The sequence below is a fragment of the Neoroseomonas oryzicola genome (assembly GCF_012163135.1).
Lineage (GTDB): Bacteria > Pseudomonadota > Alphaproteobacteria > Acetobacterales > Acetobacteraceae > Neoroseomonas > Neoroseomonas oryzicola.
The window spans coordinates 702777-715653 of sequence record NZ_JAAVUP010000002.1; the positions used below are offsets into that span (position 1 = coordinate 702777).

The following is a 12877-nucleotide window of genomic DNA, read 5'->3' on the forward strand; positions in this document are numbered from 1 at the left end:
TGCCCCGTGCATACAACGCCCGGGAGGCATCAGGATGACGCGTCTCTTCCAGAATCCCTTCTCGGCCGACAGCCGCCTCGACGCCTGCGGCTGCGGCCGCGACCACGCGCCGGGCCTGGCCTGCGAGCCCGCCGCCGCGCCCGCCGACGGCACCGGCGCGCTCGGCGAGGCCGCCGAGGTGGCGGTGATGAAGGCGGTCTTCCCCGACGATGCGACCCGCCGCGGCATGCTGCGCCTGTTCGGCGCCGGCACGCTGATGGCCGCGATCGAGAGCGTCTTCCCGCTGGCCACCGCCCGCGAGGCCATGGCCCAGGCGGCCGGCACGCCGGAGAAGCGCGACCTCAAGATCGGCTTCATCCCGATCACCTGCGCCACGCCCATCATCATGGCGCACCCGATGAACTTCTATTCGCGCCATGGGCTGAACGTGGAGGTCATCCGCACCGCCGGCTGGGCGGTCATCCGCGACCGCGCCATCGCGCGGGAATACGATGCGGCGCACATGCTCTCCCCCATGCCGCTGGCGATGAGCCTCGGCGTCGGCGTCGCGCAGCCCATCCCCTTCGCGGTGGCGGCGATCGAGAACGTCAACGGCCAGGCGATCACGCTCGCGAACAAGCACAAGGAGAAGCGCAACCCGCGCGACTGGAAGGGCTTCCGCTTCGCCGTGCCCTTCGACTTCTCCATGCACAACTACCTGCTGCGGCACTACCTGGCCGAGCACGGCGTCGATCCCGACCGCGACGTGCAGATCCGCTCCGTGCCGCCGCCCGAGATGGTCGCGAACCTGCGGGCAGACAACATCGACGGCTATCTCGGCCCCGATCCCTTCAACCAGCGCGCGGTCTTCGACGGCGTCGGCTTCATCCACATCCTGACGAAGGAACTGTGGGACGGACATCCCTGCTGCGCCTTCGCCGTGCCGCGCAGCATGATCACGGACACGCCCAACACCTTCGCCGCCCTGATGCGCGCGATCGTCGAGGCGACCGCCTATTCCTCCAAGGCGGAGAACCGGCGGGAGGTGGCGCAGGCCATCGCCGCGCAGAACTACCTCAACCAGCCGCCGACGGTGGTCGAGCAGGTGCTGACCGGCACCTTTGCCGACGGGCTGGGCCGCGTGCAGCGCGTGCCCGACCGCATCGGCTTCGATCCCTTCCCCTGGCATTCCATGGCCTACTGGATCCTCACCCAGATGCGCCGCTGGGGCCAGCTGCAACGGGACGTGGACTACGCGCAGGTGGCCGACCAGGTCTTCCTCGCCCTCGATGCCGGCAAGGCGATGCGCGAACAGGGCCTGCCCGTTCCCGCGAGCCCGCTGCGCACCGAGACCATCATGGGCAAGACCTTCGACCCCGCGAACCCCGCGCCCTGGACCGAGCGCGCGATCCGCGCCTGATCCATGTCGCAGAAGGTTCCTTTCTGGCGGGCGGCGACCGTCTCCCTGCTGCTGCTGACCGTGCTGCTGATGGCGTGGGAATACGCCGTGTTGCCGGTCTCGGGCGGCGGGGCGGAGATCGATCCGGAATATGCCGCGCTGCTCGGCCAGGCGGCGGCGCAGGGCGGCACCACGCCGATGCCCGGGCCCTCCGCGATCTGGAAGCGGCTGGTCGAGCTGATGGCCGATCCCTTCTACGTGCGCGGCACGAACGACCAGGGCATCGGCGTGCAGATCGCCTATTCCCTGCTGCGGGTCGGCGCCGGCTTCGGGCTGGCGGCGATCGTCGCCATCCCGCTCGGCTTCCTGATCGGGATGTCGCCGCTGCTCAACGCCGCGCTCAATCCCTTCATCCAGGTGCTGCGGCCGGTCTCGCCGCTCGCCTGGATGCCGCTCGCGCTCTACTCGATCAAGGACAGCGCGATCTCGGCGGTCTTTGTCATCTTCATCTGCTCGATCTGGCCGATGCTGCTGAACACGGCCTTCGGCGTGGCCTCGGTGCGCAAGGAATGGCTCAACGTCGCGCGCACGCTCGAAGCTGGTACGTGGAAGACCGCGACGCGCGTGATCCTGCCCGCCGCGGCGCCCACCATCGTGACGGGCATGAGGATCTCCATCGGCATCGCTTGGCTCGTGATCGTCGCCGCCGAGATGCTCGTGGGCGGGACGGGCATCGGCTACTGGGTGTGGAACCAGTGGAACAACCTGTCCATCGCGGACATCGTCATCGCCATCCTGATGATAGGCCTGGTGGGCCTGGCGCTCGACCGGCTGCTCGGCCTCGCGGCGAATGCCGTGGCCTGGCGGGAGTGAGGCCGCGATGAAGCCCTACGTTTCCGTCGAGGGGATCGCCCGGCGCTACGGCGCGATGACGATATTCGAGGATGTCTGGTTCGGCATCGCCCGCGGGGAATTCGCCTGCCTGGTCGGCCATTCGGGCTGCGGCAAGACGACGATCCTGAACATCCTCGCCGGCCTCGAGAGCCCGGACGAGGGCGCGGTGATCGTGGACGGGACCGAGATCTCGGGACCTTCCCTGGACCGCGCGGTGATCTTCCAGGGCCACGCGCTGATGCCCTGGATGACGGCGGCGGGGAACGTCGCCTTCGCGCTGTCCTGCCGGCACCGGTCCTGGTCGCGCGCGCAATGCGACGCGGCGGCGCGCGAGGCGCTGAAGCGCGTCGGCCTGTCGCATGCCGCCGACCGCAAGCCGGCCGAGCTCTCGGGCGGGATGAAGCAGCGCGTCGGCATCGCCCGCGCGCTGGCGCTCAACCCGAAGATGCTGCTGATGGACGAACCCTTCAGCGCGCTCGATGCGCTGACGCGCGGTTCGCTGCAGGACGAGGTGGCGCGGCTGGTCGCCGAGACGCAGCAGACCGCCTTCATGATCACGCATGACGTGGACGAGGCGATCCTGCTCGCCGACCGCATCCTGCTGATGTCCAACGGCCCCGGTGCCCGCATCGCCGAGGTGGTGGTGAATACCCTGCCCAAGCCCCGCACCCGGGCGAACCTGCACCACATGCCGGGCTACCACGCGCTGCGGGACCACGTGCTCGACTTCCTGATCACCCGGTCGAAGGATTTCGACGCCAAGGCGCCGCCCGCCGGCTGGTCCGCCCGCGCCGTGCCGGAAACCCGCCCCGCATTGCCGCTCGCAGCCGACTGATCCCACCCAGAGGAGAGACGCCCATGACGCGCGCCCAGCTCACCGAGAAGATCCTCGACATCAAGCGCGAGAAGAACTGGACCTGGAAGTACATCTGCGAGGAGATCGGCGGCGTGTCGCCGACGCTGATCGTCGGTGCGCTGCTCGGCCAGATGAAGCTGGTCAAGCCGCTGGCGAAGAAGGCCGCGACGCTGTTCGGCCTGACCGAGGTCGAGGAGCGGATGCTGAACGAGGTGCCCTACCGCGGCACCGCCATGCCGCCGACCGACCCGCTGATCTACCGCTTCTACGAGATGGTGATGGTCAACGGCCCGGCCTGGAAGGCGCTGATCGAGGAGGAGTTCGGCGACGGCATCATGTCCGCCATCGACTTCGACTTCCACTTCGAGCGCATGGCCCATGAGAAGGGCGACCGTGTGAAGATCGAGATGACCGGCAAGTTCCTGCCCTACAAGTACTACGGCGCGGAGCAGGGCATCCCCCCTTACGGGTTCAAGGAGGAATAGGGCGCGGCGCTGCAGCAAGGGCTTCACGCGGCTGATGTATTCCCGAGCCCTGGCACGGCCAGCGCCATCCAGATGATTGGCGTCGGTCAGCAGGGCTTCGATCGGCTGCCCCGCTTCGCCGCACGGGCCGTTGGCGCGTGCGAGGCTCGGCGGGGCGAACCGGGTTTAGCGGCGCAGCACGACGCCAGATTTTCTTCCGGAGGCAGAATTATCCACTTCAACGAACCTTGAGCGCGCTGCTACGCTCCGGTCACGGCAGCACACTTTCGCGACCAAACCGGAGCGCCAAGATGAGCATTACCATCCTCGATTGCGCCGAAGCGGCGAGCGCCGTCTACAAGAATCTCGATTTCGAGAATTGGGTCCTGGTCCGTGGGATTTACGACCCCAAGAATACCGCGGTCCGCCAGGAGGGATACTCCATAGGTTTTTACAGTCGCCTCGGTATTCCGAATCTTTACATCATCAGTGCGCGTGGTAGCGCAAAAGGTCTGACCACAAAAGACTGGATGGACGACGATCTCTCCATCGGCGTCGGCCGCACGCCGGATCGTTATGCTGCCGCCTTGGCGTTTACGCAGGCGACAATGCAGAGACACCCCGGGACCTACATGGTGGTGGGGCATTCGTTGGGGGGGCACATCGCCCAGATGGTCGGCGTCATGTGCAATCTGCACTTCGTCACTTTCAACGCACCGCCGGCCATCGGGACCTGGTCCGGAACTCTTCCCAACGGCGTCAATCCCGCGCAGTTCAAGAAAGGCCTCAATTATCGCGTCAACTATGACCCGGTCAGCCTGACATCCGGCACGCACGTCGGACCGCTCGTCACGCTGAGGCTGTATGGCAAGTCGATCCCAAGTGCGCATACAAAGAAGACGTACATCAATTCCGTGAAGATGGAGGGCATTGGCGGACTGGATGCGTTTGCCGCGATTGCGGGGCGCAATGGGCAGGCCTTCCGTCTTTGATGCTGCTACCGCTGGCTGCGGCGGTCGCTCCGGGGCGCGGTCCGACGAATGCTGATGAAGGTGCCCGTCGGTGCGGTGTCAGTGCGGCCGGACTGCGTCGGCGCCGCGCGCCTGATGGAAGCCCAAACGCCGTAGACGCGACCCGCGGCATCCTGCCGATGCATGACGGAGGCGTCCCGCTCCGGAGATAATGCGGTGCCGAGCAGGACATTCGCCCTTACGATGCCAGAGGGGCGAAGCACGGAACGGGCCGCGCCCCGACCGGGAAGGGCGCGGCATGCTAGAGATCCTGGCCTTCGTCTGCGGGGTGATCCTGATCGTCTGGATGCCGATCGAGGCCGGACGGGTGGCGGGCGGCTGGGTCCGCCCCCGGCATCGCGGCACGCCCGAGGAATTCCGCCGCAACCATCGCCGGCAGCAGACCCTGTTCATCTGGCTCGGCGTCGTGCTGGGCCTGGCGAATCTCGCCCTGGCCCTCCTGCTCGACGAGGACCGCTCACGCAGCCTGGTCAAGGTGGCGCTGGGCGCGGTCTGGATCGGCGTCGGGATATCGGCCTGGTTCGCGCGCCGGCGCGTCGACGCCGCGGCGCGCTGACTTCCTCCCCGCCCTGTGCTACCCGCCGCGGCGATCATGCGGAGGGGCACATGGCCAAGGAACTGACGGTCGGCATTGCGGGGCTCGGGGCGATCGGCCTGCATCTCGCGCGGCAACTCGATGCGGGCGTGCAGGGGCTGCGGCTCGCGGCCGTGAGCGCGCGGGACCTCAAGAAGGCGCAGGCGAACATCGCGGGCTTCAAGACGCCGCCGATGGTGGTCTCAAACGCCGAACTGGCCGCCTGCGACATCGTGGTCGAGGCCGCGCCGGCCGCCGCCTTCGAGGAAATCGCGACCGCGGCGATCGAGGCCGGGAAGATCTTCGTCCCGTCCTCGGTCGGCGCGCTGCTGCCGCGGATGCACCTGGTCGAGCGCGCGAAGCAGACCGGCGCGAGGATCATCGTGCCGACCGGTGCGCTGCTTGGGCTCGATGCAGTGCGTGCGGCGGCCGAGGGCGCGGTCGAGAGCGTGACCATCGAGACGCGCAAGCCGCCACGCGGGCTCGAGGGCGCGCCCTACCTCAAGCAGCACGCCATCGACGTTGGTGCGATCACGACCGCGACGCGCGTCTTCAAGGGCAATGCCTTCGACGCGGCGCAGGGTTTCCCGGCCAATGTGAACGTCGCGGCGGCGCTGGCGCTCGCCGGCATCGGGCCGGAGCGCACCATGGTCGAGATCTGGGCCGATCCCGGCGTGACGCGCAACACGCACACCATTCGCGTCGAGGCGGCCGCGGCGCGCCTGACCATGACGATCGAGAACGTGCCGTCGGAGGAGAATCCGCGGACGGGGAAGATCACGCCCCTGTCGATCGTGGCGTGCCTGCGGGGGCTGACCAGCACGCTGAAGGTCGGGTCGTAAGGCGGGGGGGAGAAGAGAACTTCTCCCCCCGGAACCCCCCTCAACCTTCTTTGGAACCAAGTATCCAAAGAAGGGAGGGGGATCGGGGGAGGTTCTCCTCCCCCGACCTTCAGGCCTGCACCACCTCGGCCCGCCCTGCCTCCACGACCATTCGCGCCGCCGTCTCCCGCGGCGCCCCTTCCCGCGTCACGAAGGGCAGGGCGACGAATTCCGTCGTCATGCGCTGGGCCGTCGCCTCCGCCACGCAATAGCCGCGCCGTGCGTGGAACAGCGCGATGTCGGGGTTGCGGCGCAGGATCTCCTCGCCGCCGCGCGTCATCTCGGCGCCGTCGCCCTCGCTGGTGACGGAGGTGGCGGTGAATTCGGTCGCGACGGGCACGCTCGAGGCGTCCTCGGGCCGGCGGCGGATGGTCGCGGCCAGCGCGACGTGCACGTCCCCCGACAGCACCACGGGGTTGGGCGCGCGCCGCTCGGCGATTCCGTCGAGGAGGCGCTGCCGCGCCGCCGGGTAGGCGTCCCACTTGTCCATCGAGATGGCGCCGTCGCGCAGTTCCCGCCGCATCAGCGGGATCTGCTGCGCGAGGATGTTCCACCGCGCCGGGCTGCGCGCCATGCCCTCCAGCAGCCAGGCTTCCTGCGCGGCGCCGAGCATCTGCGCCTCGGCGCGGAAGACCTCGGGGCAGGCCGGCTTGGCGCCGTCCCCGCAGGGCTGGTCGTCGCGGAACTGGCGGGTGTCGAGCACGTTCACGCGCATCAGCGTGCCGAAGTCGACCCGCCGGTAGGCGGTGATGTCCGGCCCGCGCGGCAGCGCGGCGCGGCGGACCGGCATGTTCTCGTACCAGGCCTGGAAGGCCGCGGCCTTGCGCAGCGCGAAGACCTCGGGCGGCACGGCGACGGGGAAGCGGCCGCGGCCGTCCTCCTCGCTGAAGGGACCGGCCCAGTTGTTGTCGACCTCGTGGTCGTCGTAACTCGGCAGGAAGGAGTGCGCGGCGTGGGCGGCCTGCAGGTCCGGGTCGGTGCGGTACTGGGCATAGCGCAGGCGGTAGTCGGCCAGGCTCATCGTCTCCTCGCCCAGATGCGAGCGGACGATCGGGCCCCAGCCGCGCTGGCCGGGCTGCCGTCCGGCGTATTCGTAGATGTAGTCGCCATAGTGGAAGACGAAGTCGAGGTCGGCTTCCTCGGCGATCTTCCGCCAAGCGGTGAAGTGGCCGTGTTCGAAGTGCTGGCAGCCGGCGAAGGCGAAGCGGATCCGCGACGGCGTGGCGCCCGGGGCGGGGGCGGTGCGGGCGCGGCCCGTGGCGCTGGCCGCGCCGCCGGCCTGGAAGCGGTAGAAATAGGGTCGCCCGGGGCTGAGGCCGGCGACCTCGACATGGACGGCATGGGCGAGTTCGGGGCGGGCGACGGCGCTGCCGCTCGCGGCGATGCGCGCGAAGGCCTCGTCCTCCGCAACCTCCCAGGTCACGGGCACGGCGCGCCGGGGCATCCCGCTGTCGGGGGCGAGGGGATCGGGGGCGAGGCGCGTCCAGATGACGAAGCCATCCGGCGCCGGTTCGCCGCTGGCGACGCCGAGGGCGAAGGGGAAGGCGCGGAAGGCTTGCTGGGCGAGCCCATCGCGCGACGGCGCCCCGATCGCCCCCAGCGCGGCAAGGCCCGTTGCCCCGCGCAGCAGGCCGCGGCGCGAGAGGTCGAGGATGTGGCGGCGGATGCTGTCCATCGGGCGACGTTCCGAAGCTGGCCGCAAAGCCTGGCGGCGGACGGGTGAGGGCGGGGTGAAGCCTGCGTGACACCGTGGCGATGCGCCAGGGCCTTCCGGCCGCGCCGCCCGCATGTCCAAACTGCGGAAAATCCAAGGGAGGACCAGGCATGACCCTCAGCCGCCGCGCGGCACTCGCCGCGCCCGCCATCCTGCTGCTGCCGCGCGCCGCCCGCGCCGCCTTCCCCGACCGGCCCGTGCGCATCCTGGTGCCCTTCGCGGCCGGGACCTCCTCGGACCTGCAGGCGCGGATGATCGGGGAACGCATGGCCCCGCTCCTGGGCCAGCCGGTCGTGGTGGAGAACCGCGCCGGCGCCGGCGGCGCGGTCGGTGCCGACGCGGTCGCGAAGTCGCCGCCGGACGGGCACACGCTGCTGCTGGGCTCGAACGGGCCGCTGACCAACGCGCCGGTGCTCCAGGCTCGGCTGACCTACGACCCGGCCAAGGATTTCGCCGCCGTCGCGATGATCAGCCGCAGCCCGTTGACGCTAACCGTCAAGGCCGACAGCCCTTGGCGCAGCCTCGCGGATGTGCTGGCCGCCGCGCGGGCGGCGCCGGGGCGGATCGCGATCGGCTCCTCGGGGCAGGGGAGTGCGACGCATTTCCTGATCGAGCAGGTGATGGCGACGGCAGGCGTCCAGTTCACCCACGTGCCCTATCGCGGATCGAGCGCCTCGGTCCCCGACGTCATCGCCGGCAACATCCCGCTGGTGATGGCCGAGGTCTCGACCGTGCTGCCGACCTTCCGGGGCGGGCAGACGCGGATCCTGGCGATGACCTCGGCGGCCCGGATGCCGATCGCGCCGGAGGTGCCGACGCTGATCGAGGGCGGGTTGAACCTGACCGGCGGGTCCTGGGCGGGGCTGGTGGCGCCGGCGGGCACGCCCGCGGCGTCGCTCGCGGTCCTGGCCCAGGCGGTGCTGACGGGGCTGGCCGATCCGGCCTATCGCCAGCGCCAGGCCGAGTTGGGGGCGGAGATCGTCGCGGCACAGGAACAGACGCCCGAGGGCTTCGCGGCCTGGCTCGACCGGGAAAGGGCGACGATCCGGGGCATCGCGGAACGGGCAGGCATCAGGCCGGAGTAGCCCCGCCCCTTGCCCCCGCCCGCCGTTTCGGCCATACCCCCGCCCGCCGGACGGGGGCGACCCCGCCCGGTAATCCGCACGCGGCGCGCCCAACCTTCACCGAGGCTGGGTCCGGTCCCCGGGAGACATCCGGGGCATTGCACCGCGGAGGCCCAACCGGACTATCGGAAAGGAGGCTCGCCCCATGGCGATGCGTGAAGTCACCCTGCGTGCCCTGCTCGAGGCGGGCGTCCACTTCGGCCACCATACGCGCCGCTGGAACCCGCGCATGGCGCCCTACATCTTCGGCGTCCGCAACCAGGTCCACATCCTCGACCTGCAGCAGACCGTGCCCCTGATGGAGCGCGCGCTGCGCGCCGTGCGCGACACCGTCGCCGCCGGCGGCCGCGTGCTGTTCGTCGGCACCAAGAAGGCGGCGGCCGACTACGTGGCGGAAGCCGCGACCCGCTGCGGCCAGTACTACGTCAACCACCGCTGGCTCGGCGGCATGCTGACGAACTGGAAGACGATCACGGGCTCGATCAAGCGCCTGAAGCAGATGGAAGAGCGTCTGGGCACCGACACCAGTGGCCTGACGAAGAAGGAAGTCCTGATGCTGACGCGCGAGAAGGAGAAGCTTGACCGCGCGCTGGGCGGCATCAAGGAGATGGGCGGCCTGCCCGACATCATCTTCGTGATCGACACCGTGAAGGAGAAGCTGGCGATCGAGGAGGCCAACAAGCTCGGCATCCCCGTCATCGCGGTGGTCGACTCCAACGCCGACCCCGAGGGCGTGACCTTCCCGATCCCGGGCAACGACGACGCGATCCGCGCCATCACGCTGTACTGCGACATGGTCGCCTCCGCGGTGCTCGACGGCATCTCGGCCGAGCTCCAGGCCTCCGGCGTGGATGTCGGTTCGGCCGAGGAGCTGGTGCCCGAGGTCCTGCCGGAAGCCCCGGTCGAGGCCGCGGCCGAGGCGCCGCAGGCCTGAGCCTGACCTGCCGGGGCCCTCAGCGGCCCCGGTTCCTTTTCATCCCTGGCAACCACGGAGCACTCCGATGGCCGAGATCACTGCGGCGATGGTCCGCGACCTGCGCGAGAAGACCGGCGCGGGCATGATGGATTGCAAGAAGGCGCTCGTCGAAGCGAACGGCGACATGGAGGCCGCGGTCGACTGGCTGCGCAAGAAGGGCCTGTCGGCCGCCGCCAAGAAGTCCGGCCGCGTCGCCGCCGAGGGCCTGATCGCCGTCGCCTCCGCCCCGCGCACCGCCGCGATGGTGGAAGTCAACGCCGAGACCGACTTCGTCGCCCGCAACGAGCACTTCCAGGCCTTCTGCGCCGCGGTTGCCGAGCTCGTGCTGACGGTCGGCGACGACATCGAGGCGCTGAAGAACGCCCGCTACCCGGGCTCGATGGACCTGGTCGAGGGCGGCACCGCCCATCGCACGGTCGGCGAGCAGCTGACGCACCTGATCGCGACGATCGGCGAGAACATGTCGATCCGCCGCGCCAAGCGCCTGCACGTGAACGAGGGCGCGGTCGCGACCTATGTCCACTCCGCCGTGAAGCCGGGCATGGGCAAGATCGGCGTGCTGGTCGCGCTCGAGGGTGCGTCGGAGATCGCCGCGCTCGAGACGCTCGGCCGCCAGATCGGCATGCACGTCGCCGCCGCCCGCCCCGAGGCGCTCGACGTCTCGGCGGTCGATCCCTCCGCGCTGCTGCGCGAGAAGGACGTGCTGTCCGAGCAGGCGCGCGCCTCCGGCAAGCCCGAGGCGATCATCGAGAAGATGGTCGAGGGCCGCATCCGCAAGTACTACGAGGAAGTGGTGCTGCTGGAGCAGGTCTGGGTGCATGACGGCGAGACCCGCGTGAAGGAGATCGTGAAGAAGGCGGGTGCGAACCTCGCCGGCTTCGCCCGCTTCCAGCTCGGCGAGGGCATCGAGAAGCAGGCCTCCGACTTCGCGGCCGAGGTCGCCGCGGCCGCCGGCCAGGGCTGAACCGCCCCGGCCCGCGGGCCGTGGTGATGCGTGACGGACGGGCAGGCCCACGGGCCTGCCCGTTCCTTTTTCGGCGCCCGCGCTGACGCGCGGTGGTAGCCTCCCGCTGCGCAAAGGGGGGGAGGGCCGCGATGGGTTCGGTGGTCGGGAGCGCCGTCTACCAGGCCGGCCATCGCGTCGAGGATGTCGAGATCGAGCGCCTCGACCTCGCCTGCGACGCCGTCCAGCCCGAGCCCGGGCGCTTCGTCTGGATCGGCCTCTACGAGCCCGACGAGGAGGTGCTGCACAAGGTGCAGCGGCGCTTCGGCCTGCACGACCTCGCCGTCGAGGACGCGCACAACGCGCATCAGCGCCCGAAGCTCGAGACCTACGGCGATTCGATCTTCGTCGTTCTGCGCACCGTCCAGCTGGTCGACGGCCATGTCCGCTTCGGGGAGACGCACATCTTCGCCGGTCGCGGATACGTCGTCACGGTCCGCCACGGATCCTCGGCCTCCTACGCCGGCGTGCGCGGGCGCTGCGAGCGGACGCCGCGCATGCTCGCGCTGGGCGAGATCTTCGTCGTCTATTCGGTGATGGACTTCATCGTCGACAACTACTTCCCGGTGCTGCACGCGCTCGAGGCCGAGATCGACGCGCTCGAGGACCGGGTGTTCAAGCAGCGCAGCACGCGCGCCGATATCGAGCGGATCTACGAGCTGCGCCACGAGCTGATGACGATCCGGCGCGCCATCCATCCGCTTGGCGAGGTCTGCACGCGCATGATGCGCTTCGACACGCCGCTGATCGAGGAACGGGTGCAGCCCTATTTCCGCGACGTGCAGGACCATGTGCTGCGGGTGGTCGAGCAGGTGGACAGCTTGCGCGAGCTGCTGACCTCGGCGCTCGAGGCGAATCTCCTCTTTGCCTCCCTTCAGCAGAACGACGTGATGCGGCGCTTCGCGGGCTGGGCGGCGATCCTGGCCGTGCCGACCGCGGTCGCGGGCATCTACGGCATGAATTTCGAGGAGATGCCCGAGCTGAAGCAGCCCTGGGGATACCCGGTGGTCCTTCTCGGCATCCTGTCCGTCTGCGGGGGCCTCTACTGGCGGTTCCGGCGGCTCGGCTGGCTGTAGGGGCCGGCCATCGGGTCCGGCAGGGGCCTCGCGTCTTGCCCGGGCGGGATCGCTATGGCAAAGGCGGGGCCTCCCGTCGCCCGCCCTGCAGGCCTGCCGGCTGCCTTGCGGCCGCCACAAGGCCTGACTAGCCTCCGCCACCCCTTTTCTGCCCCGGAACCGCCGCTCCATGGCCTCGCCGAACTACAAGCGCGTCATGCTCAAGGTGTCGGGGGAAGCCCTGATGGGCAGCCGGGACTACGGGCTCGACACCGCCGTGTGCCGCCGCATCGCGGAGGACGTGAAGGGCGTGGTCGACCTCGGGGTCGAGGTCTGCATGGTTATCGGCGGCGGCAACATCTTCCGCGGCGTCTCGGGCGCGGCGTCGGGCATGGATCGCGCCCAGGCCGATTCGATCGGCATGCTCGCCACCGTGATGAACGCGCTCGCCATGCAGGCGGCGCTCGAGAAGATCGGCGTCTCGACGCGCGTGCAGTCCGCCATCCCGATGACCTCGGTCTGCGAGCCCTTCATCCGGCGCCGCGCCGCGCGCCACATGGAAAAGGGCCGGGTGGTGATCTTCGCCGCCGGCACGGGCAACCCCTTCTTCACGACGGACACTGCCGCGGCGCTGCGCGCGGCCGAGATGGGCTGCGACGCGCTGCTGAAGGGCACGCAGGTCGACGGCGTCTATTCAGCCGACCCGCGCAAGAACCCCGATGCCGAGCGCTACGTCACGCTCACCTACCTCGACATGCTCGCGCGCGACCTGGCGGTGATGGACGCCGCCGCCATCTCGCTGGCGCGCGAGAACAAGCTGCCCATCATCGTCTTCAACATCCACGAGGCCGGTGCTTTCACCGCCGTGATGAAGGGCGAGGGCCGCTTCACCACCGTCCACGAAGACCAGCACTGAGGGAGACGGGC

General features: G+C 69.8%; 13 protein-coding genes. 12 read left to right on the forward strand and 1 reads right to left on the reverse strand.

Annotated features, from left to right (window positions below; all coding sequences use genetic code 11):
* The first annotated feature begins 34 nt into the window (after positions 1-34).
* The 7 genes from GWK15_RS09840 (at position 35) to GWK15_RS09870 (ending at position 6039) form a co-directional block, all read left to right on the forward strand.
* Positions 35-1399, forward strand: a complete 1365-nt coding sequence (locus GWK15_RS09840) for a CmpA/NrtA family ABC transporter substrate-binding protein (protein WP_168041105.1) — start codon at positions 35-37, stop codon at positions 1397-1399.
* A gap of 3 nt (positions 1400-1402) precedes the next feature.
* On the forward strand, positions 1403-2251 hold the full coding sequence (ntrB, locus tag GWK15_RS09845) for a nitrate ABC transporter permease (RefSeq protein WP_168041106.1): 849 nt from the start codon (positions 1403-1405) through the stop codon (positions 2249-2251).
* A gap of 7 nt (positions 2252-2258) precedes the next feature.
* Positions 2259-3107, forward strand: a complete 849-nt coding sequence (locus GWK15_RS09850) for an ABC transporter ATP-binding protein (RefSeq protein WP_209442106.1) — start codon at positions 2259-2261, stop codon at positions 3105-3107.
* 23 nt (positions 3108-3130) lie between these two features.
* Entirely contained in the window at positions 3131-3613 is a 483-nt protein-coding gene (gene cynS / locus GWK15_RS09855; RefSeq protein WP_168041108.1) for a cyanase, read from the forward strand.
* A 290-nt stretch (positions 3614-3903) separates the two neighbouring features.
* Positions 3904-4584, forward strand: coding sequence for a DUF6792 domain-containing protein (locus GWK15_RS09860; protein WP_168041109.1), 681 nt, complete (start codon positions 3904-3906; stop codon positions 4582-4584).
* Positions 4585-4861: 277 nt separating this feature from the next.
* Positions 4862-5179 carry a hypothetical protein gene (locus GWK15_RS09865; RefSeq protein ID WP_168041110.1) on the forward strand — a complete coding sequence of 106 codons (318 nt, stop codon included), beginning with the start codon at positions 4862-4864 and terminating at the stop codon, positions 5177-5179.
* Between the two features lie 50 nt (positions 5180-5229).
* Positions 5230-6039 (forward strand): aspartate dehydrogenase, encoded by an 810-nt coding sequence (locus GWK15_RS09870; RefSeq protein ID WP_168041111.1) that lies wholly within the window; start codon positions 5230-5232, stop codon positions 6037-6039.
* A gap of 109 nt (positions 6040-6148) precedes the next feature.
* Here the strand turns inward: GWK15_RS09870 and GWK15_RS09875 are convergent, their stop codons facing one another.
* The gene (locus GWK15_RS09875) at positions 6149-7753 is read right to left on the reverse strand and encodes an alkaline phosphatase D family protein (protein ID WP_168041112.1); all 1605 of its coding nucleotides are present in this window, start codon (positions 7751-7753) and stop codon (positions 6149-6151) included.
* Between the two features lie 149 nt (positions 7754-7902).
* Here GWK15_RS09875 and GWK15_RS09880 point away from each other — a divergent pair, with 149 nt between their 5' ends.
* The 5 genes from GWK15_RS09880 to pyrH all read left to right on the forward strand — a co-directional run bounded on the left by GWK15_RS09880 (position 7903) and on the right by pyrH (position 12866).
* The gene (locus tag GWK15_RS09880; RefSeq protein ID WP_168041114.1) at positions 7903-8877 is read left to right on the forward strand and encodes a Bug family tripartite tricarboxylate transporter substrate binding protein; all 975 of its coding nucleotides are present in this window, start codon (positions 7903-7905) and stop codon (positions 8875-8877) included.
* A gap of 184 nt (positions 8878-9061) precedes the next feature.
* The gene (rpsB, locus tag GWK15_RS09885; protein WP_168041115.1) at positions 9062-9850 is read left to right on the forward strand and encodes a 30S ribosomal protein S2; all 789 of its coding nucleotides are present in this window, start codon (positions 9062-9064) and stop codon (positions 9848-9850) included.
* 67 nt (positions 9851-9917) lie between these two features.
* A complete protein-coding gene (gene tsf, locus GWK15_RS09890; RefSeq protein WP_168041117.1) occupies positions 9918-10856 on the forward strand; it encodes a translation elongation factor Ts in 939 nt (312 codons plus the stop codon).
* A gap of 131 nt (positions 10857-10987) precedes the next feature.
* Positions 10988-11971, forward strand: a complete 984-nt coding sequence (gene corA, locus GWK15_RS09895) for a magnesium/cobalt transporter CorA (protein ID WP_168041118.1) — start codon at positions 10988-10990, stop codon at positions 11969-11971.
* Between the two features lie 169 nt (positions 11972-12140).
* Positions 12141-12866, forward strand: a complete 726-nt coding sequence (gene pyrH, locus GWK15_RS09900; RefSeq protein ID WP_168041120.1) for a UMP kinase — start codon at positions 12141-12143, stop codon at positions 12864-12866.
* Positions 12867-12877: the final 11 nt, after the last annotated feature.

Coding starts and splice junctions, on each gene's coding strand:
- ntrB (WP_168041106.1), top strand. CDS start 1,403: ATGTCGCAGAAGGTTCCTTTCTGGCGGGCGGCGACCGTCTCCCTGCTG.
- rpsB (WP_168041115.1), top strand. CDS start 9,062: ATGGCGATGCGTGAAGTCACCCTGCGTGCCCTGCTCGAGGCGGGCGTC.
- GWK15_RS09870 (WP_168041111.1), top strand. CDS start 5,230: ATGGCCAAGGAACTGACGGTCGGCATTGCGGGGCTCGGGGCGATCGGC.
- GWK15_RS09850 (WP_209442106.1), top strand. CDS start 2,259: ATGAAGCCCTACGTTTCCGTCGAGGGGATCGCCCGGCGCTACGGCGCG.
- GWK15_RS09880 (WP_168041114.1), top strand. CDS start 7,903: ATGACCCTCAGCCGCCGCGCGGCACTCGCCGCGCCCGCCATCCTGCTG.
- cynS (WP_168041108.1), top strand. CDS start 3,131: ATGACGCGCGCCCAGCTCACCGAGAAGATCCTCGACATCAAGCGCGAG.
- GWK15_RS09840 (WP_168041105.1), top strand. CDS start 35: ATGACGCGTCTCTTCCAGAATCCCTTCTCGGCCGACAGCCGCCTCGAC.
- GWK15_RS09875 (WP_168041112.1), bottom strand. CDS start 7,753: ATGGACAGCATCCGCCGCCACATCCTCGACCTCTCGCGCCGCGGCCTG.
- GWK15_RS09860 (WP_168041109.1), top strand. CDS start 3,904: ATGAGCATTACCATCCTCGATTGCGCCGAAGCGGCGAGCGCCGTCTAC.
- corA (WP_168041118.1), top strand. CDS start 10,988: ATGGGTTCGGTGGTCGGGAGCGCCGTCTACCAGGCCGGCCATCGCGTC.
- tsf (WP_168041117.1), top strand. CDS start 9,918: ATGGCCGAGATCACTGCGGCGATGGTCCGCGACCTGCGCGAGAAGACC.
- GWK15_RS09865 (WP_168041110.1), top strand. CDS start 4,862: ATGCTAGAGATCCTGGCCTTCGTCTGCGGGGTGATCCTGATCGTCTGG.
- pyrH (WP_168041120.1), top strand. CDS start 12,141: ATGGCCTCGCCGAACTACAAGCGCGTCATGCTCAAGGTGTCGGGGGAA.